Annotated in this window: 17 protein-coding genes and 1 pseudogene; 8 read left to right on the top strand and 10 right to left on the bottom strand. The window is 62.4% G+C overall.

Annotated elements, in window-relative coordinates:
• Positions 1-20: 20 nt before the first annotated feature.
• From AC5Y5E_RS18190 to AC5Y5E_RS18180, 3 genes are read right to left on the bottom strand one after another with little or no spacing between them, the layout of a single operon-like run.
• Complete coding sequence (locus AC5Y5E_RS18190; protein WP_426629477.1) at positions 21-1,508, bottom strand: MCE family protein; 1,488 nt, start codon at positions 1,506-1,508, stop codon at positions 21-23.
• A gap of 5 nt (positions 1,509-1,513) precedes the next feature.
• Positions 1,514-2,368 carry an ABC transporter permease gene (locus tag AC5Y5E_RS18185; protein ID WP_083172018.1) on the bottom strand — a complete coding sequence of 285 codons (855 nt, stop codon included), beginning with the start codon at positions 2,366-2,368 and terminating at the stop codon, positions 1,514-1,516.
• Positions 2,365-3,201, bottom strand: a complete 837-nt coding sequence (locus AC5Y5E_RS18180) for an MlaE family ABC transporter permease (RefSeq protein ID WP_499904273.1) — start codon at positions 3,199-3,201, stop codon at positions 2,365-2,367. Before AC5Y5E_RS18180 ends, AC5Y5E_RS18185 begins: the two co-directional genes overlap by 4 nt.
• A 1,263-nt stretch (positions 3,202-4,464) precedes the next feature.
• Between AC5Y5E_RS18180 and AC5Y5E_RS18175 the strand changes: the two genes are divergently transcribed.
• From AC5Y5E_RS18175 to AC5Y5E_RS18165, 3 genes are all read left to right on the top strand, one after another.
• Positions 4,465-5,094, top strand: coding sequence for a TetR/AcrR family transcriptional regulator (locus AC5Y5E_RS18175; protein WP_232078232.1), 630 nt, complete (start codon positions 4,465-4,467; stop codon positions 5,092-5,094).
• 80 nt (positions 5,095-5,174) lie between these two features.
• Positions 5,175-5,507, top strand: a complete 333-nt coding sequence (locus tag AC5Y5E_RS18170) for a lipoprotein LpqH (RefSeq protein ID WP_499904099.1) — start codon at positions 5,175-5,177, stop codon at positions 5,505-5,507.
• Between the two features lie 331 nt (positions 5,508-5,838).
• Positions 5,839-6,480, top strand: a complete 642-nt coding sequence (locus AC5Y5E_RS18165; RefSeq protein ID WP_083172015.1) for a CAP domain-containing protein — start codon at positions 5,839-5,841, stop codon at positions 6,478-6,480.
• Between the two features lie 579 nt (positions 6,481-7,059).
• Here the strand turns inward: AC5Y5E_RS18165 and AC5Y5E_RS18160 are convergent.
• Positions 7,060-7,215 carry a maleylpyruvate isomerase N-terminal domain-containing protein gene (locus tag AC5Y5E_RS18160; RefSeq protein ID WP_426629480.1) on the bottom strand — a complete coding sequence of 52 codons (156 nt, stop codon included), beginning with the start codon at positions 7,213-7,215 and terminating at the stop codon, positions 7,060-7,062.
• A gap of 116 nt (positions 7,216-7,331) precedes the next feature.
• On the opposite strand from AC5Y5E_RS18160, the gene AC5Y5E_RS18155 reads away from it, so the two are divergent.
• The 4 genes from AC5Y5E_RS18155 (at position 7,332) to AC5Y5E_RS18140 (ending at position 11,936) form a co-directional block, all read left to right on the top strand.
• Entirely contained in the window at positions 7,332-7,781 is a 450-nt protein-coding gene (locus AC5Y5E_RS18155; RefSeq protein WP_499904272.1) for a Zn-ribbon domain-containing OB-fold protein, read from the top strand.
• Between the two features lie 342 nt (positions 7,782-8,123).
• Complete coding sequence (locus AC5Y5E_RS18150; RefSeq protein WP_083172014.1) at positions 8,124-8,786, top strand: isochorismatase family protein; 663 nt, start codon at positions 8,124-8,126, stop codon at positions 8,784-8,786.
• A 445-nt stretch (positions 8,787-9,231) separates the two neighbouring features.
• Positions 9,232-10,047 carry an SDR family NAD(P)-dependent oxidoreductase gene (locus AC5Y5E_RS18145; protein WP_499904098.1) on the top strand — a complete coding sequence of 272 codons (816 nt, stop codon included), beginning with the start codon at positions 9,232-9,234 and terminating at the stop codon, positions 10,045-10,047.
• Positions 10,048-10,454: 407 nt separating this feature from the next.
• Positions 10,455-11,936: a class I adenylate-forming enzyme family protein gene (locus AC5Y5E_RS18140; protein WP_306460841.1), complete on the top strand. Its 1,482-nt coding sequence runs from the start codon at positions 10,455-10,457 to the stop codon at positions 11,934-11,936.
• Positions 11,937-12,342: 406 nt separating this feature from the next.
• On the opposite strand, the gene AC5Y5E_RS18135 is transcribed toward AC5Y5E_RS18140, so the two are convergent.
• From AC5Y5E_RS18135 to AC5Y5E_RS18125, 3 genes are all read right to left on the bottom strand, one after another.
• On the bottom strand, positions 12,343-12,609 hold the full coding sequence (locus tag AC5Y5E_RS18135) for a cytochrome C oxidase subunit IV family protein (RefSeq protein WP_083172011.1): 267 nt from the start codon (positions 12,607-12,609) through the stop codon (positions 12,343-12,345).
• Positions 12,610-12,611: 2 nt separating this feature from the next.
• Entirely contained in the window at positions 12,612-13,157 is a 546-nt protein-coding gene (locus AC5Y5E_RS18130) for a cytochrome c oxidase subunit 3 (RefSeq protein WP_083172010.1), read from the bottom strand.
• A gap of 62 nt (positions 13,158-13,219) precedes the next feature.
• Positions 13,220-13,945 (bottom strand): hypothetical protein, encoded by a 726-nt coding sequence (locus tag AC5Y5E_RS18125; protein WP_142274958.1) that lies wholly within the window; start codon positions 13,943-13,945, stop codon positions 13,220-13,222.
• Positions 13,946-14,143: 198 nt separating this feature from the next.
• On the opposite strand from AC5Y5E_RS18125, the gene AC5Y5E_RS18120 reads away from it, so the two are divergent.
• The gene (locus AC5Y5E_RS18120; RefSeq protein ID WP_083172008.1) at positions 14,144-14,965 is read left to right on the top strand and encodes an NAD(P)-dependent oxidoreductase; all 822 of its coding nucleotides are present in this window, start codon (positions 14,144-14,146) and stop codon (positions 14,963-14,965) included.
• 169 nt (positions 14,966-15,134) lie between these two features.
• Here AC5Y5E_RS18120 and AC5Y5E_RS18115 read toward each other — a convergent pair.
• From AC5Y5E_RS18115 to AC5Y5E_RS18105, 3 genes and pseudogenes are all read right to left on the bottom strand, one after another.
• Positions 15,135-15,677 (bottom strand): annotated as a pseudogene (locus AC5Y5E_RS18115) (AMP-binding protein); the annotation flags it as partial.
• A gap of 28 nt (positions 15,678-15,705) precedes the next feature.
• On the bottom strand, positions 15,706-16,899 hold the full coding sequence (locus tag AC5Y5E_RS18110) for a thiolase family protein (RefSeq protein WP_499904097.1): 1,194 nt from the start codon (positions 16,897-16,899) through the stop codon (positions 15,706-15,708).
• On the bottom strand, positions 16,899-17,357 hold the full coding sequence (locus AC5Y5E_RS18105; protein WP_083172005.1) for a MaoC family dehydratase: 459 nt from the start codon (positions 17,355-17,357) through the stop codon (positions 16,899-16,901). Before AC5Y5E_RS18105 ends, AC5Y5E_RS18110 begins: the two co-directional genes overlap by 1 nt.
• Positions 17,358-17,424: the final 67 nt, after the last annotated feature.

Below are 17,424 nucleotides of genomic sequence, written 5' to 3'. Positions count from 1 at the left end.
CTGTCGCGTTGGGGCGGCGGTCAGGGACCTGGGACGTCGGGTGGCGCTAGCACCGGTGCGCACACTTGGTTGAGGACACCGCAGGTTGCCTGAGGTCCGGATGGCACCGGCGGCACGAACGGTTCCGACCCCGGCGGCGGAGGGCCGGGCTCTTGCGGCCTGCCCGCCGGTGGCGCTGGCGGCAAACCCGGATAGAGCGGCGTTCCGTCCGGGGCGTACTGCGGGGCACCGTAGGGTCCAGGGCCCTGGTATCCGGCCGTTCCAGGGACCGGGCCGGGCGCCGGTCCCCCTGGGTGACGAATGCTGGGGGGCAGCGGTATTCCGCGGGTCACGGGGAAGTAGTCGACATACCCGGGGAAACCGATGCCGGGGTTGGGCCGAATGTCCAGCCCGGTGCCGTACCCGGTGTTGGTGACCAGGTAGCGCTGCGGCCAGTTCTTGGCGACGTCGGGCAACGATCCACAGCCGGGCTGGCCGCCCGGGCCACCCTTCGCGCCGGTGATTGGGAGGTTGTCGGGGTATCGGTAGGTGTCGTCCCCGAAGAGCAGACCGGCGTCCAAGATCACCGAATATCCGTTGGCTCCGCCGGCCGCGTCGGTGAAGCCGTACTCGTCGAGCACGGCTTCACCGCCGACGATCGTGCACGTCAGTTCAGGGTTGTATTTCATCAGCAGACGCGTGGTGGACTCGAGCAGATTGAAGCCGTGCACCAAGTTGTCCTTATTCGGGCCGATCAAGTTGACGCCAGCCCGGGAAATCCCGCTGACGTTGAGCAGCAACGAGTCAATTTGCTTGGCCTGATTGGTGATCGTGGCGCTTGTCGTGCTGGCGGCGTCCAGCACCGCCACGATGTCGTGCGCCGCTGCGCTGTAGGTGTCGCTGAATCCTTGGAGAGCGCGGTAGTCGGCTCGGATCGTCTCGCTGCGGGGATTGATAGCCATCAATACCTCGTTGGCGTCCGTGGTGGCCTCGCCGATAGCTTCGCCGTTGCCGCGAAATCCGTCGGCCACCGCGGTGAGCACCGCGTTCAATTTGGGTACGTCGATTTGGTTCAGCACCCCGACGAGGTTCTGGAAGACCGTGTTGACTTCGACGCTGACGTTGTCCGATTTGACTACCGCTCCGGCCGACAACCGTTTCGGGCTCGGATTCGGGGGAGCAAACAGGTCAACGTACTTGGCGCCGAATGCCGTGGTGGCGGTGATCTTAGCCCCGACGTTGGCCGGGATGTACTTGAGCTGCTCTGGGTACAGTTCCAGTCGAAGCTTCACCGGATTGCCCGGCTCAATCGACGCGACCCGGCCGACCTGCACACCACGCAACTTCACCGCCGCGCCGGGGTCCATCATCAGACCAGCACGGTCCGACGCCAGGGTCACCTGGGCGTACGGCCTGAGGTCTCTGTGAAACGCCGCTATCGTCAGCACGGTCGATCCGACGATCAAGCCGAGGAGGATGAAGGTCCAGATTGCCGGGTGCAGGCCCGCTTCGCGGCGTTTCGTTGGCATGATCGCTACCCGGACAGGTGGAAGTTGCCCGATGCCCCGTAGGCGGCGAGCGCGACCGCCAGCGTCACCGCCGTCGCCACGACCAGCGAAGCGCGCACCGCACGACCGACCGCCTCACCGACGCCGGCAGGTCCGCCCGTGGCATTGAATCCGTAATAGGTGTGCACCAGCATTACCGCTGTTCCCGAGGCGATGACTTGCAGCAATGACCAAATCAAGTCGAGTGGCTGCAGGTACGTGTGGAAGTAGTGCTCGTAGACACCTGGCGCCTGCCCGTAACCGAAGACGATGAGGCTCCAGGTCGCAAAATATGCCGCCAGCGACGCCATACACCACAGCGGAACCACAACCAGCACACCGGCAACCACCCGGGTGGAGACCAGGTAGCTGATGGTTCGAATGCCCATCACCTCCAGCGCGTCGATCTCTTCATTGATCCGCATCGCGCCCAACTGCGCGGTGGCACCGGCGCCGATGGTTGCCGCCAGGCCGACGTCGGAGATGAGCGGCGATCCGATACGCGTGTTGATGAAGGCCGACGCGAAGCCGCTCAACGCCTGCACACCGACATCAGACAACGATCGGAACAGCTGGATGCCGACAAGTCCACCGACGCTCATCGTTAACGTCGTGACGATGACCACCGTGCCGCCGATAATGGCCAGCGCCCCGACGCCAAGACTCATGCTGGCGATCAGGCGCAGCGTCTCAACTTTGTAGCGGACCACTGCTTCCCACGTCGAGCCCAAGGCCCTGACGTAGAACGCGGTCTGGCTTCCAATCCGATTCCACCCGTCGACAAAGCCGCGCACGCGGTTGGTCAGCCGTGGCGCCCGTGCGGCGGCTGGCGCGGCGCTCACATTGTCGCCTTCGTCGTGATCGCGGTCAGCACCACGTTGATCACAAACAACGCCATGAACGTGTACACCACGGTTTCGTTTACTGCGTTGCCGACGCCTTGGGGACCGCCGCCAACGGTCACGCCCTTGTAACACGCGATGAGGCCAGCCACCAGACCGAACAGCATCGCTTTGGCGAAGGCTATGACCGTTTCTGTAAGTCCGACGAGCAACGTGAGGCTCGCCGCGAAGGCACCCGGATTGACATTTTGGAAGTAGACCGAGAAAAAATAGTCGGTAACCAAGCCGACGGTGGTGATGATCGAGTTCAGTAACATCCCGTTGAGCCCGAGCGCCAGTACCCGGGGCACCAGCAGTCGCTGGATCGGGTCGATTCCCATCACGCGCATGGCGTCAAGTTCTTCGCGGATCGTGCGAGCACCCAGATCGGCGCACATTGCTGTGGCGCCGGTACCGGCGACTACGAGCACCGCCGCGATGGGCCCGATGTAGACGACGCTAGCTAGCGCGGCGCCGGTGCCGGATGCATCGGCGCCCCCGATCTCGACCAGCAACACGTTGATGATGAATATCGGCAGCGCGCTGAGCGGGACCGCCAAGAAGATGGCCGGGAAGATCGAGACCCGAGCCACAAACCAGGTCTGGTGGATGAACTCTCGCCAGGCAAACGGCGGGCGCACCATCTGCATCAGGATGTCGAGCGACAATGCGAAAAAGGCGCCCACCTCGCGCAGGGGCTTCTGGTAAGCGCCCGACGTCGGACGAGCGCCACCTGGGGAGGCCAAAGTAGGCGGCGGCGCGCTCGTGGGGACCGGAGCAGGTTCGACGTCCATCGCAACCACTAGCGCGCCTCTCCGGAGCTGGTCGCCGTTGTCATTAGACCTATGAATCCTCCCTGCAGCGGTTAAAGACAATCCGCCGTCTTACCTTGGTGTGATGGGCAGCACAGGGACCGTACACCACGATCTTCACGAAAAGCAACATATGCTCTTTCGGCCGCGATATTCGAGATCTCGCAGAAAATCTCTTGGCGATCATGCGACATCTGTGCAACTACCATGTATTTGCTGCAACGTCCGACAAAATTGGTCTGATTGTCGCAATCATCCACCGGTTGGGCCTCCCACCGCCCGTCCCGCCTGGAGGTCTGCAGCTCCCGCGAGAGCGTGTCGACCTGTCACAATCCCTGTGGCAGCACGGGGCTGGTCCTAGTCCGAACCCTGTTCTGGGCGGCTGGATTGGAGCAGCATGTGACCACGATGAAACCCCACTGTCATATTCAATCATTTGCTGAGGTCAGTTATATCTCTTAATAATCCATCCATTCTCAATAGTAGTCAAAACTTTCCTCATTTGCGGAATCGATCTCCCGGGAGCTGACGGCAGTGATTACCAGCGGACCGGAGGACAATAAGTTTCATGTGGCATGAGGAGCACATCTATAGCTTTTCTTTGACATCCGTATATAGGCAACGGAGATAAGGAATTCACAACAGAAATCACGCTAACCAGTGATGGCGCATGGCGCCGACTTGCATCCAGCGAGCCGATCAGGCAGCGCCCGTACGGGTACGACCGGACGGGCCAGGCAGGCCGCGGATCCGGTAGCGAGTCGGCGGCAACTGACCTATGTAAACGCGCTGCCGGCGCCAGGACCAGCGCTTATCGGTGGCGCCAAGCGAGCGAATCTAATGTCGGCCGGTGCGGCCCCGACGCCTGCAAGCGCCACGCCAAATCAATAAACCGTGTCAAGTACTGGCCAACATCCCGCTTGGCAGACGGTCGCCGCCAACAGGTAGCCGGTCAGCCTGACTCGGCTTTACGGCACCGAGGGTCGACGCAAAACATGCGAACGAAAGCGGTCGCTAACGCACCCTCATTCGGCTAAACATATATCTATATATCGAGTTAATTGACTCGTGGCTTTAACGCGTTGCTGAGCGGTCTGTTCGCATGAGTCGAGCGGTGGACCGCAGTGGCTTACGGTTGTACTCGACGGTTGCTGCCCAGTTAACTCGTTCGGATCCAATGTCGATGGTGCGGGCTTGTGGGGTCGTCGGGTCGCTGGCGTGGCTGGCAGGCCATACTCTGCTGTTGTGGCCGCTCAGCCAAACCAACACCGGGTGAGTTCGTGGGCCGCCGACTCCCCCGCCGATGAGGACGAAGCACGCGAACGGTTGCTGGCCGCAGCCGATGCTTGTTACGCGGAGAAGGGGCCCGTGCACACCCGTATGGGCGATATTGCCCGGCGTGCGCATGTGCACCGGTCGACGGTCTACTACTACTTCCCGAGCAAGGACGCACTGTTAGCGGCGTCCTTTCTGCGGGTGCTTGCTGCCACTGCGGCCGCCGTTGAAAAGTGCTGGCAGACTGATGAGCCATTTCTGGATCAGCTGGTCGTTGCATGCCTTCGTGGCATCGAAGTCGCCCGGAGCTCACCGATCCTGCGGTCGCTGGTCGAGGACCACCAAGCCGTCGGGGCTGCCTACCATGCTGCCGAAGGCTCCGAGTTGTGGCGGGCCACACTCGCCGACGCGCTCGTGCGTCGACTGGAAGTCGCTGCAGCCGCCGGCGCAATTCGTCGAGATCTTCCGGCCGACACCTTGGCACGCTGGATTGTCCGGGTCAATTTCAGCCTCGTCGGTGAACCCGCCACGACTGCTGACGGGGGTAACGAGGGTGTGCTGCGAAACCTTCTGATCGCCTCGTTGAGTCCGCGGCCTTAGCCCGATCTGCGACATCAATTCACATGCGTGGGGCCTTGTCCCTGGTGCCGGCTGACATCCTGCCGCCGGCGCTAGGACCGATGACGAAACTCTTCGTGCGGCTGCGCCGAGCCGAAAGCGGCTACGCTCATGCGGGATTCATCCTTGGCCGGGCTACCGCCCGATATGTGGATAGCGCTGTTTCGCTCAGCCGCCACCTCTGCTTGTTGCGCGAATTCACTGCCGCCGTGCACGGTCAGACGTTCACGATCCGCGGCTGGGCCGCAGGGTTCGACACCGAAAACCCCGGCCAAAGGGCAACAGGCAAGTCCACGATCCAGGTCGCCTGTTACCCGCCACCTGATCAGCCCGTTTCGAACGTCGCCTTCACGGCCGCCAAGGTTCCTCTTGGCTCCATCGGAGTTAAAGCGTAAAATATCTCACTAATTTGTCGCCCCGTGAGACGGAGTGGATCAAGATTGCTACAACGCCGGGCCGATATTCAGTTGGATGCACTCCGATGACAGGGTGGTTCGCGTCAATACGGCGGCTACCCTGCCTAGGGTCGGTCCGGCATGCTCTACCGGCGGTCGCAGACGATATCGAACGATCCCGCGCCGCAGTGACATTGGCTGTGGCGACCGCAGCCGCGCGCCGCCTCGACGCCGTCGAGTGTGACTATGCGATTACCAGGGCCGCACTCGACCGGCGACGCGCCGCTGCCCACTACCGCCCAGCCGGCGGCTGACAAGGAGGTCATTACGCATGCAATATCGGCCGCTTACCGTGGCTGCGTTGGTCGTTGCCGCCTGCACCGTGCTGGGGCCCGCCGCACATGCGGATAACGACAACAACACACTCATACCAAACAACAAACGACTCAACGACGGCGTCATTGCCAACGTCTATACCATCCAACATCACGCTGGATGCACCAACGACGTTAGGCCCAACCCGCAGCTGCAACTCGCCGCCCAACGGCATACAAGAGACGTGCTGAACAACCGAAGCCTCGACGCCGACATCGGCTCCGACGGGTCCACCCCACAGGACCGCGCCAACGCAGCCGGCTACCAGGGCCAGGCGGCAGAAACGGTGGCGATCAACCAATCCATTGCAATCAGCGGTAATGATTTGATCAACCGGTGGTACTACAACCCCGCCTATACGGCGATCATGTCCAACTGCGGCAATTGCCAAATCGGCGTGTGGTCGGAAAACAGTCCGGATCGCACCGTTGTGGTGGCCGTCTACGGCCGGCCGGCGCAGGCGGCATGCCCAACGGGGAACGTTCCACCCGATCCCAGCCCGGACTACGATGCCAGCGACGAACTTGAATTCGGCATCGACTGGTTGCCCTGGATCCTGCGGGGAGTGTATCCGCCGCCTGGCTATCCAGCGCAATAGGTGAGCACCGCAACGTTTTCGAGGACCGATAGAGCCGGTTTGAGCTTTTGCACCTGACGAGTCCGCGTGTCAATGGCACCGGGGCCTTCGCAGGATCTGCCATTTCGGCACGTGGCAAGCTGCTCGATCGGTCCGTCGACGTCACACCCGAACCGCCGGTGGTGAAGCCTGAAACGATCGGGGCGGGGTCGGCTGAAGACTCACCGATCCGGTGCGTTGACAACGCCTCTCAGCGACGTCCAGCCAGCGCGAGCAACCGGTCGGCGGCTGCAGCAGATCGAGCGGTCCTGGCTGGCCCGAACAGATTTTCGACCGAAGCTCCTCAATCGTCGACGCAGCTTCTCCTCCAAGAGTTACGACGCAAGATCGCCGGGCGGTTCCCATCGGCTTCCGAGTCCGTCGCACAAATCCTTGGTGTGCAATAGACGAGCATCTTCAGCAGCGTCATTCCCGACCGGGGGCCCGCTCGATGGTCAACCGTCGCGCCAAGGTCAACAACGGCGGCAGTCTTGCGCATCATCCATTCGTAATGCCAGAACTGGGCGGCCGCATCGGTCCCAATGTAGTCATTGTTTCGGGTCAAAGCTGTCGCAGCCGCGTCCTCACCTGAAGCAGCATCACGTAACGATGTCCCCCTCCTGCAACGTGATTGACAACGTCGGCAATCGTCCATCCATCGCATCCGCTGGGCTTGTCAAGATCGCCCGGGCCACTGCCGAAAGAGTATCGACCCACAACTGCTCAGCTTGATCCAGCGCTTCATCGATCTCCGCGTCCGGCACCGCTGATCACGTTACAGATCCAGTGCACCACCGTAAACCAATATATAGTTTATGGTTTAGGTTGTGTCGATCGATTCCGTCTACCACAGGCCCGATTTTCGGCTGGCCCCCAATCCCTCAGTCGAATCGCACGCCTTCTGGACCGGCGGGGAATGCGGTCAGCTGATGATCAGCCGATGTGGTGCGTGTGGGCGCTTCTTTCACCCGCCGGGACCGGCCTGCTGGCGCTGCCGCAGCACCGACGTTGGTCCACAGCCGGTGTCCGGACGAGCCACCGTGGCCGCGTACACGGTGAACCGTCAACCCTGGATTCCCGGTTTGGATCCGCCGTACATCGTCGCCATGGTGGAACTCGAAGACGAGCCGGACGTGCGTCTCATCACCAACGTGGTCGACGTAACGCCCGCCGACATCCACGTCGGCCTGCAAGTCGAGGTCTTCTTCGAGGGCTGGATAGACGTGACGGGCGAGGAGAACAGCCGCGTCTGGCTCCCGCTATTCCGGCCCCGGTCGAGTTGATTTCTGTGCCACTGCCTTGGGATCGCTCACAAGCGAATCGATGCGTCGAACCCCCGGCGCTCGTAGCCAATCGACGTGTGGCGCGCATGCGGGTGCACTCGGCGACACGACCGATCACAACAAGATGACAGTTATATGGCAATTTGTGCAGCAACGCATCCATGCACTCCGCAGTGATGCATTTCGGCGGGCATGCTCAAATGACTTCCAGCGCCACGCGACTGTCATGACGACCTGTCACCGCCGGCAACCGGTTCGACTGCGGTCGGCGACCGTAGAATCCTCTTCGTCGTTGCGCGAGAGCGAATTCCGCGCCGCGGCGGCCCGTGGAGCGAGTTGGATATGAGCAAGGCATCTCGAGAGCGAGCGATGTCGCCGCAGCCAGCGCCGCCTGATCCGTCCACCACAGCCGTGGTGTGCATCGAATGCCAGAACGGTGTGGTCGGATCCACCTCGATATTGCCGGCACTTGCCGCCGAAGCATCACCGGTGATCGACTCGATAGCCGAGCTGTTGAGGATAGCGCGACTTGCCGGCGCTCTCGTCGTACACGCCCCGTATGTCGGCGCTCTTGGGGGCGCCGCGGAGTCGACCCCACTGATGCGCACGACCGCGCAGGCCACGGCAGACTGGAGCGCCGACCATCACCAGACCCAGATCGTCAAGGGGCTGTTGGCAACCGGTGACCTCATTGTGCCGAGACACCACGGATTCTCGGCGACGCTGAACACCGAGTTGCTGAAGATTCTGCGCGGCAACGCCATTGAGAGCATCATTTTTGCCGGAGTATCGCTGAACGTCGCGATTCCGGTCAGTGTCGCGCACGCAGCGGAAGAGGGATTCCATGTCGTTGTGGTCCGGGACGCCGTCGTGGGGACGCCGGCCGAATACGGCGTGCAGGTACTCCAATACACGATCGCTATGTTGGCGTCGGTGATTTCACTGCAGAACCTCGAACGAGGCTGGGCCAGAACCGCTTCCGCCACTATCAACCGGTCGACCTGAGAGCCGTGAGGAGTCAAATGATGACACTGCAAGGTCACGGCCTGGACGGTTCATTCACAGGTGCTACCGGTTGTGGAACTATCAGGACAAGCAAGGTTGCTACGGCGTTGGATGGCACACGCCCCTGGCCAACCCGCGCTCCAGGCCCCAGTCGGCGCCCCGATCAAGGGAGGGTGGCAGCTTGCCGGACCGCATCGGACCGCGCAATCACCGTCGGTGACGAGCTCCAACTGATCACGGGAGGACCGGAACCCGCCGTTGTCTGCCGCCACGCGAATTTCTTCCGCGGCGCTGGCTGTTATTACCCGCGTCGACACTTGGCAACTGGATCGCGAAGGGAGCAGTACGGTGCGAAGCTTCGGGGAAATTGCAGCACGCATCCCAGATGTAAGGGGACCTCCATGACCGGCGGTCCGCGTCAATCCGTCGAATTGGAGGCCTGGGAATGGACCTTGGACTGGCGGGCTCCGCCGTGGTCATCACCGGTGGTACTGAAGGCATGGGCAAGGCGACCGCCGAATGCTTTGCAAGAGAAGGGGCACGAGTGGCGGTGCTTGCCCGCCGACGGTCAGCCCTTGACGACACAGCCGCCGCACTGACACGCGCCGGCTGCCCGGATGCGCTGGGGATCGTCACGGATCTAACTGATCCGGAAAGCATCACCGCCGCGTTCGACAAGATTGGATCGCGATGGGCAGAGGTCAATGTTTTGGTAAACACCGTCGGACCAGGCGCCGAGATCACTGGTGTTTTCGATGATCTGGACGATTCGACGTGGTTCAGAGCTTTCGATCTCATGGTCATGGGTGTGGTGCGTACATGCCGCGCCGCATTGCCACTCCTGCGCAAAGCGGATTGGGGACGCATCGTCAACCTGTCGGCGCATTCGGTTCAACGTCAATCGCCGAGGCTGATTGCCTACACCGCCGGCAAAGCCGCACTGACGAGTCTGACCAAGAATCTGTCAATGACTCTGGCCCCCGAGGGGATACTGGTGAATACGGTTTCACCCGGTACCTTTCTCACCACTCAGATCCATGCGTTCGTCGAAAGGGAGATCCGCGCTCGAAGCCTAGATATCGACGCCGCCGTCGATGCCGGAATGGTTCTCGAAGAGATGTTCGGCGACGCGCTCGGAAACCTCAAACGGCCAGGGGATCCCGAAGAAATCGCCACAATGATCACGGTCCTAGGTTCTCGACGCAATACTTTCACCACTGGTGCCGATCTCAATGTGGACGGGGGGACGGACTTTCGTTGACTCCCCTGACGAGGTCAATGCTGGCCGCACATCGATCGGCGCTTACCGCCTTTCACAGTCCGATGCCTGACGAGCGTGGAACCGACGCACCTTCCGCCCGTTGCGCACCACGGGGCGGGTTGCAGGCAACCCGGTGTCACGCGAATTTGTACGGATCATCGATCGGGGTGAGAATGTCATTGATGCCGCGCGTTTTTAGGCGTCCGCGACCCAGAGGTATATGAGGGCGGCGACATGAAGGCCAAGATCTCGTGGGCTGGCCCGGCGATGGGACTGAGCATCGCATACCGACGGTCGAACCGTTGGTACCGCGATTCATCAATGACGCTGAGAACCCGATCAACACCACGCAGTACAGAGTGGTCAAAGCGGTTGGAGCAGACGTGGCTTCGAGCATGTAGGAGCAAATCATATCCCCCCTCAACTTAGCCGACAGCACGTCTTCGTGGATCTCGCGAATTCACGAAGCACATCACGGCAATCACCGGCCCGCCTTCCACGACTCGACCGGTGCAGTCACCGGGGCCCAGTTGATCGGCAAGGCGGTGAGCGCCGCAGAATTCCTCGTTGGGCTGAACACGCCGGCGGGTGCGGCGGTTCCGGCCCTGGTCACCACAAGCGCCGACACGATAGCCCTGCTGTTGGGAGGGGCGTCGACCGACCGGCCACTGGCGCCTATCGGGCCCAGACTCGCCATAGACGAGGTGTCTTGCATGGTGGTCGGCACTGGCTCGCCAATTCTCCTGGCCGAACCGGCCTTTGGCGACATTGCCTCCGAGGTGCAGCGGCGCAGCGGTGTGCGTGTTGTCACGGTGCCGACTTTTGAGCTGTCGGCTAGCGCGTTACCCACCGCAATTCACAACGCCGCCTTCGTCCTGCACACGGCAGGAACGACGGGCGTGCCGAAATCTGTCGCGATGACAGATTCGGTTATGCTCGGCCGCGCGCTCCTCCTCGAGCAATTGATCGGTTTTGGACCTACAACGACTTTTGCGACGGGCTCTCCGATTCACCATATCGGCGGAGTGGGAAACCTATTGGCGGCGTTGACAGCCGGCGGAGCCGCGGCATCCACTACGAGGTTCAGCGCGGATTGGTGGTGTGCGCTATCGAAGGTTGGTGTCACCCATGCGTTGCTAGTGCCCACCATGATCGAGATGTTGCTCGGCTGGGGCGTCCTGGACAGGGTCCCCCTCAGCACGCTTGTTTACGGCGCCGCTCCGATGCGACCCCAGACCGTGCGCCGGCTCATTGACCTCATGCCCAACGTGGACTTGATCAACCTGTTCGGCCAAACCGAAGGAAGCCCGATCACTTGTCTGAATGCCGAGGACCACCGCCGAGCAGTTGCGCGACCTCAATTACTGACATCGGTTGGCCGCGCGGTGCCTGGTCTACAGCTGCGCATCCACGCGCCCGACGGTAGCGGCACTGGAGAAGTCCTGGCTTCGGCTGCGCACCTTGTGATTACCGCACCCGATGGCTGGCTCCATACCGGCGATCTCGGCGAGATCGATTCCGAAGGATATCTGCGACTGCGCGGCCGACAACACGACAAGATCGTCCGAGGAGGTGAGAACGTCTACCCTCTGGAAGTGGAGAACGTGATCGGCACACACCCGAAGGTGAAGGTCGTTGGAGTGGTCGGTGTACCCGATGATCGGCTCGGCGAGACGATCGCGGCATTTATCGTCCCCTGCGACATCGACGATCCCCCTAGCGCCGAGGAGCTGTATGCCTGGTCGCGCCCACGCATGGCCGGCTTCAAGGTGCCGGCATATTGGCACATCATCAGCGAACTGCCCCTCAGCACCGCCGGCAAGCTGCTGCGATGCCGCCTCAGAGACGCTCATCTGGAGGCATCAGAAACGGGAGGGCGGGCTCATTGATCAATCTCAGCATTTCGACGCTGGCAGCAGCAGCGATGTCATGCCGATCAAGGAGGCGGACTCGACAACACCGCGCGGCGAGCGCGGTGAGCACGACGGACCAAAAGTGGACATGGGTGCATCGGGCTCGGCGAACGCTGCTCTGCGGACTCCTCGGCGTTTAGCACCGCAATCGAGAACTCGATACGCCAGCACCTGACGGGTCCAGCGCGTCCTTCCCGCTCACCGGCCATTGGTTCATCCGTGCCGGCGCCTCAGGTTCAAATGTGCGAATCCCCGTGCGTGTGAAGCAATCCTGCGCGTCGTGGCGCCGTCCCCGGCTCTGCGAACAGCTCGCGGGCGACCGTCTGGATCAATCGGGGCGTGCTTCGCTCGCGGCACGTTACCCTTGACCAGCCATCGGCGCTCAGAGCAACAAGTACATACCGGCGAGAACCATCCACAACATGATGCAGTACGCCTCAAAAAGTGCCCGCAGAATAAGCGGTGCGGTGCGCAACTCCATGAAGTCGAGGCCGACAAACCGAACCTTGACCACGGCAAGCCCGAGGACGACCACTGCGACTGTCGAGCCAACGCCGTGGTCGGCGCCCAGCGCCCACGACAGCAGCGTTACCACGACCAGCAGCAGCCACACGAGCGTGGAGCGCGCGCGCAGCAATGAGACGGTCATCGTCAACTCACCAGGTACAGCAGCGCGAACAGCATGATCCACAACAGATCGACGAGGTGCCAGAAGCATGCACCGCCTTCGACAACCGCCATCCTCAGGGCGCTGAGCTGCCTTCGGCGCGCTTGCGTCATCAGCAGGATCAGCACACCGACGCCGATCAGCACGTGGAAGAGGTGCAGGCCGGTCAGGATGAAGAAGTAGAGGTAGAAGTTGTTCTCTGTCGGGACGTGACCGGCAGTGACCTTGGCCGTGTATTCAACGGACTTGAGCGCAATGAAAATGAGCCCGCAAATCAGCGCTCCGACGAGCAGCCATTGCGCCGCAACCCGATGGGATAGCCGGATCGCGCGGACAGCGGTCATCACGAACAGCGAACTGGTCAGCAGAACCAGCGTGTTCGTCAGGCCGATGCCGATGCTGAGCGTGTGCCGCGATGCGTCGAACAGTTCGGGTGCCTGTGCGCGCTGACACATGAAGGTCGCGAAGAAGACGCCGAACACGACCATGTCGCCGAACAGGAAAATCCACACGCCAGATTCGCCGGGCATATGGGGGGTCGGCCGCGTCCTGCTTGACGGCGCGCCGCCAACCGGCCGGAGGGACGTCTGACTCACGCGGCCGGTTCCCACTCCCGATTCGCAGCGCGCGCTTTACGTTCGGCCGCTTCGACATCGACCGCTTGGGTCAACATGATTGCTGTCACGATCCACCAAATGCAGAACACGGTCAGAGGGATCCAGAAGGCGAATATTCCGTTCCACGCCAGCGGACCGGTCTTGAACAGGTAGATCGCGCATCCGGGTACGCCAAGAACGGCATACCAGATGTTGAAGTAACCGAACCACCGCGGGAAGCTCGGCACCTGTCGCCTGTCAATGAACACGCAGAACGCCAGGATGACCACCTGCGTGATCAACGGGCCGACCAACCCGACAAACATGAACCAGAACATGTCGCTGAGTCCTTGTGTCACATCGGGATTGCGCTCTGGGCGGTAGGCGGCCGCCACCCCGAAGAGTGCGCATAGCGAGAAGCCGAACGGGAAGGTGACGCTCAGCATCACTTGGGTCAATGACATGACCCCCCAATAGCCTTCGATCCGGCGTACTTGGCGTGACAGCAGCGCAAGGAACGGCGCGAAGAGCCAGGCAAACAGGATCATCAGGGCGAGACCGATACGGATGCGTAAGCTGTGGTCGCCGTAGATGTGTGCCGTCTGTTCGGCGGTCAGGGCTGGACTCATCGGCGGGATGAGTCCAGCGATGAACCAAAACATCACCATGAAACCGCCCAACATCGCCAGTCCTAGCCATGCCGCGCCCTTTTCGATCCTCACGTGCATTCTGACTCCTCGCGCCGACTTTGAGACCGAGGTCACGTTATCGGCCGTTCTCACTCGTAGTCAATCATCGATTGACTTCGCTTCGAGCGGGATACATAGTCGGTAGGTCCTTTGACTCGGCGTGCCCGCGGACTTAGCGGGAGCCTAGGCCGCCTAACTAAATTGGTTATATCGAATGCCCGAGGAGCGCATGTGACCAACGCCGTCGGCTTCATAGGAGTGGGTCGGTTGGGCGAGCCTATGGTGCTTCGGCTGCTCGACGTCGGGGTGCGCGTGGCGGTGTATGTGAGACGGTCAGAGGTACGCGATCGACTCGCATCACGCGGCGCCCGGATTGCCGCCTCGGTGGCCGAACTCGCCACCCGCAGCGACATTCTGATCTCGTGCTTGTTCTCCGACGCGCAGCTAATCGAGGTAGGTCTAGGTCCTGACGGCTTCGTCGCCAACGCCAAGCCCGGCAGCATCGTGGTCTCCCACACCACCGGCACGCTGACCACGCTCGAGTCCTTGCGTGACGATCCCTCCGCTCCGACGATCCTCGATGCGCCGGTCAGCGGCACCGCCGACGACATCGCCGCAGGCACCCTCACCGTGCTGATCGGCGGCCCCGCCGAGGCCGTGCAATTGGTGACGCCAACACTGGCGGCCTACGCGAATACGATCGTGCCCACCGGGGAACTGGGCAGCGCCTTAGCGCTCAAACTCATCAACAATGTGCTCTTCGCCGCCAACGCCCAGCTAGTCGCTGCCGCAACAGAATTGGGGGCATCGATCGGCGTAAACCCCGATGCTCTGCTGGCCGCACTCCAGGTGTGCAGCGCGGGAAGTCGCGCCGCCACCCACATGCAGCAAGTCGGTGGCACCGACTCGTTCGCCGAGATCGCGGGTCCCTTCCTTCGCAAGGACGTCGCCGCATGCCTTGCGGCCGCTGCGCAGGCAGGTGCCGATCTCGGCCTGCTCGGCGACGTTGTCGCCGACGGCCCACTTCCACTCAATCCCGTTGGAACGAAATGACACAGACGACAAGATGTACGACTGCGTCGGCCGCCGGCCACCGTCTGGGTCAGTGCGGCCAGCTCGACGCGGGCAGCCGAAGCCGACCCTCGGGCCGGTGCTTGTCGGCCCGGTCCAGCACCACATGCAGGACCGCACTAGTGCGGTTTACCGAGACGCCTTTGATCGCCACCGCGCGATCGGCCGAGCCGGTGCGCATTTCGGCGTTCATGGTGAACGCGACGTGTCGCCGTTCTCGTTGCCCGAGGATGCAGCTTTTGGCCGCGCCGCTGGCGCCGCTCGTGAGGAAGTCGTCGAAGTCGACCATCTGGCAGTGGTCCTGGCTGCCGATGCATACGATCAGCGGCTGATTCTGAAGTTCGGGCGCGAGCTCAGAAACCATGGGTGCAAACACGTCGACCACGAACACGATGGAATGCCGCACGCGCACCAGCGCGTCGCGCACCTCATCGCGGGTCAGCCTAAAATTGAGGGTCACCATGATGATTCCGCTGAGCTGACAGGCTGCCATCACCTCGCCGAGCTCGACGCTGTTGCGGCTCAGTATCGTGATGCCGTCCTGGCGCCGCCCACCGGCAGATGCCATCGCCGAAATCAGGCGCGCGGCGCGCTCGCGCAGCGACGCGTGAGTGACCTCGCGATCTTCGAGACGGTATGCGGCCACGTCGGGGAATCGGCGGGCGTTGTCGGTGACGCTGTCGGCCAGTGTCATCGAAGCGTCGCCCGTATCGAATACCCGATTACCGGCTGCTCAGGAGCATCGATCCGGCCACGGGTCCGCCCCCGACCCCGACCGCGACGACTTCGGGCGTTTTGGACGCCTGGCGGTCGCCGGCGTCGCCCCACATCTGCACGCATGCCTCATGCAGAAAACCCATGCCGTGCAGTCGCCCAGCCGACAACTGTCCGCCGCTGGTGTTGATCGGTAGCTCGCCGTCGCGCGCGATGCGCTCGCCACCTTCGATGAATTCGCCCACCTTGCCCTTTTCGCAGAAGCCGAGCGCTTCCAGCCACATCACGGTCAGGAACGAGAAGCCGTCGTAGATCTGCGCCATGTCGACGTCGCCTGGCATCAAGGTCGTGTTCTGCCAGAGGGTTTCGGCTGAATCGTGGGCGGCCATTGTGGTGAGGTCGAAGCGCTGATCCCAGGTCGCGCGCTCGAACATGCCGGGGCCGACGGACTCTACTGTCAACGGGTGGCGCGGCAGTCCGTGCGTGGCGTCGCGGCGCGAGACGATGACGGCCGTGGCTCCGTCGCAGGGAACGTCGCAGTCGTAAAGGCATAGTGGTTCGGAGATCATTCGCGCGCCGAGGTAGTCATCCATCGTCATCGGCTCACGGTAGATGGCCTCGGGGTTCAGTCCGGCGTTGCGCCGGGCGTTGATCGCGATCGCACCGAGTTGTTCTCGGGTCATGCCGTAGTCATGCATGTAACGCTGCGCGGGCATGGCGAGCCAATTCGCTGCGGACAACGCCCCGTGCGGCGCGACCCACTCGAGGTGGGGAGGCAGCTTGCCACCCCCGAACAACACCGACGCCCTGCCCCCGCCCCGTTGCTGTGCTGCGGTCGACTCCCACACTGACCTGAACACCACGACGTGGTTCGCCAACCCGAGGGTGACCGCCATGCACGCCTCGATCGCCGGGCCGATCTGTCCGGCGGTCTCGATCCCGGACATGTACCAGCGACTCCGCAACCCAAGCGCGTTGCGTACGTCGTGGATGCCGGCGCCGGAAAACCCCGGATCAGGCATTCCGGGTCCGGGATAGCTGGCGATCCCGTCGATGTCGTCGACGTCCAGCCCGGCGTCGGCGATTGCGCGCAGCACCGCCTCCAGCGTCAGGTCCAGGCCGGTCCGGCCCAACCTGCGGCCGACCTGCGACTTGCCCGCACCTGTCAGGACTGCCTTGCCGCCGAATGGGCCGCCGCTCATCAGAATATGTACCGGGCGATCAACTCGGCGACGGCGGCGGGCTTCTGCGACCCGTCGATCTCGACGGTGTGCCGGACGGTGAGATTAACGGCGTCCTCACCGGCTCTCACCGCGTCGGCGAGTTCCGAGCGCACCCGCACCCGGCTGCCCGCCGTCACCGGGGCCAGAAACCGGACCTTGTTCAGCCCGTAGTTGATGCCCATCTTGGCGTTCTCCACGCGGTAGTTGTCCTTGCTGAGGCCGGGAATGAGCGACAGGGTCAGAAAGCCATGCGCAATGGTTGCGCCGTAGGGACTTTCGGTTTTCGCGCGCTCCACGTCGACGTGGATCCACTGGTGGTCCATGGTCACGTCGGCGAACTCGTCGATGCGCGACTGCTCCACTTCAAACCACTGGCTGACGCCGAGTTCGGCCCCTATTGCCTCGACTGCGTCGTCGACCGATCCGATTGTCTTCATTTCACTCCCGTCAGACCGCTAATACAGATATCTATTTAACGGTATACTCTTAGGCGCGAACCAGGAC

Source organism: Mycobacterium sp. NGS54 (assembly GCF_059812465.1).
This window is presented reverse-complemented; position numbering and strand designations above follow the sequence as displayed.

Coding starts and splice junctions, on each gene's coding strand:
- AC5Y5E_RS18130 (WP_083172010.1), bottom strand. CDS start 13,157: ATGCCCGGCGAATCTGGCGTGTGGATTTTCCTGTTCGGCGACATGGTC.
- AC5Y5E_RS18150 (WP_083172014.1), top strand. CDS start 8,124: ATGAGCAAGGCATCTCGAGAGCGAGCGATGTCGCCGCAGCCAGCGCCG.
- AC5Y5E_RS18135 (WP_083172011.1), bottom strand. CDS start 12,609: ATGACCGTCTCATTGCTGCGCGCGCGCTCCACGCTCGTGTGGCTGCTG.
- AC5Y5E_RS18145 (WP_499904098.1), top strand. CDS start 9,232: ATGGACCTTGGACTGGCGGGCTCCGCCGTGGTCATCACCGGTGGTACT.
- AC5Y5E_RS18180 (WP_499904273.1), bottom strand. CDS start 3,201: ATGGACGTCGAACCTGCTCCGGTCCCCACGAGCGCGCCGCCGCCTACT.
- AC5Y5E_RS18105 (WP_083172005.1), bottom strand. CDS start 17,357: ATGAAGACAATCGGATCGGTCGACGACGCAGTCGAGGCAATAGGGGCC.
- AC5Y5E_RS18110 (WP_499904097.1), bottom strand. CDS start 16,899: ATGAGCGGCGGCCCATTCGGCGGCAAGGCAGTCCTGACAGGTGCGGGC.
- AC5Y5E_RS18190 (WP_426629477.1), bottom strand. CDS start 1,508: ATGCCAACGAAACGCCGCGAAGCGGGCCTGCACCCGGCAATCTGGACC.
- AC5Y5E_RS18170 (WP_499904099.1), top strand. CDS start 5,175: ATGACGAAACTCTTCGTGCGGCTGCGCCGAGCCGAAAGCGGCTACGCT.
- AC5Y5E_RS18165 (WP_083172015.1), top strand. CDS start 5,839: ATGCAATATCGGCCGCTTACCGTGGCTGCGTTGGTCGTTGCCGCCTGC.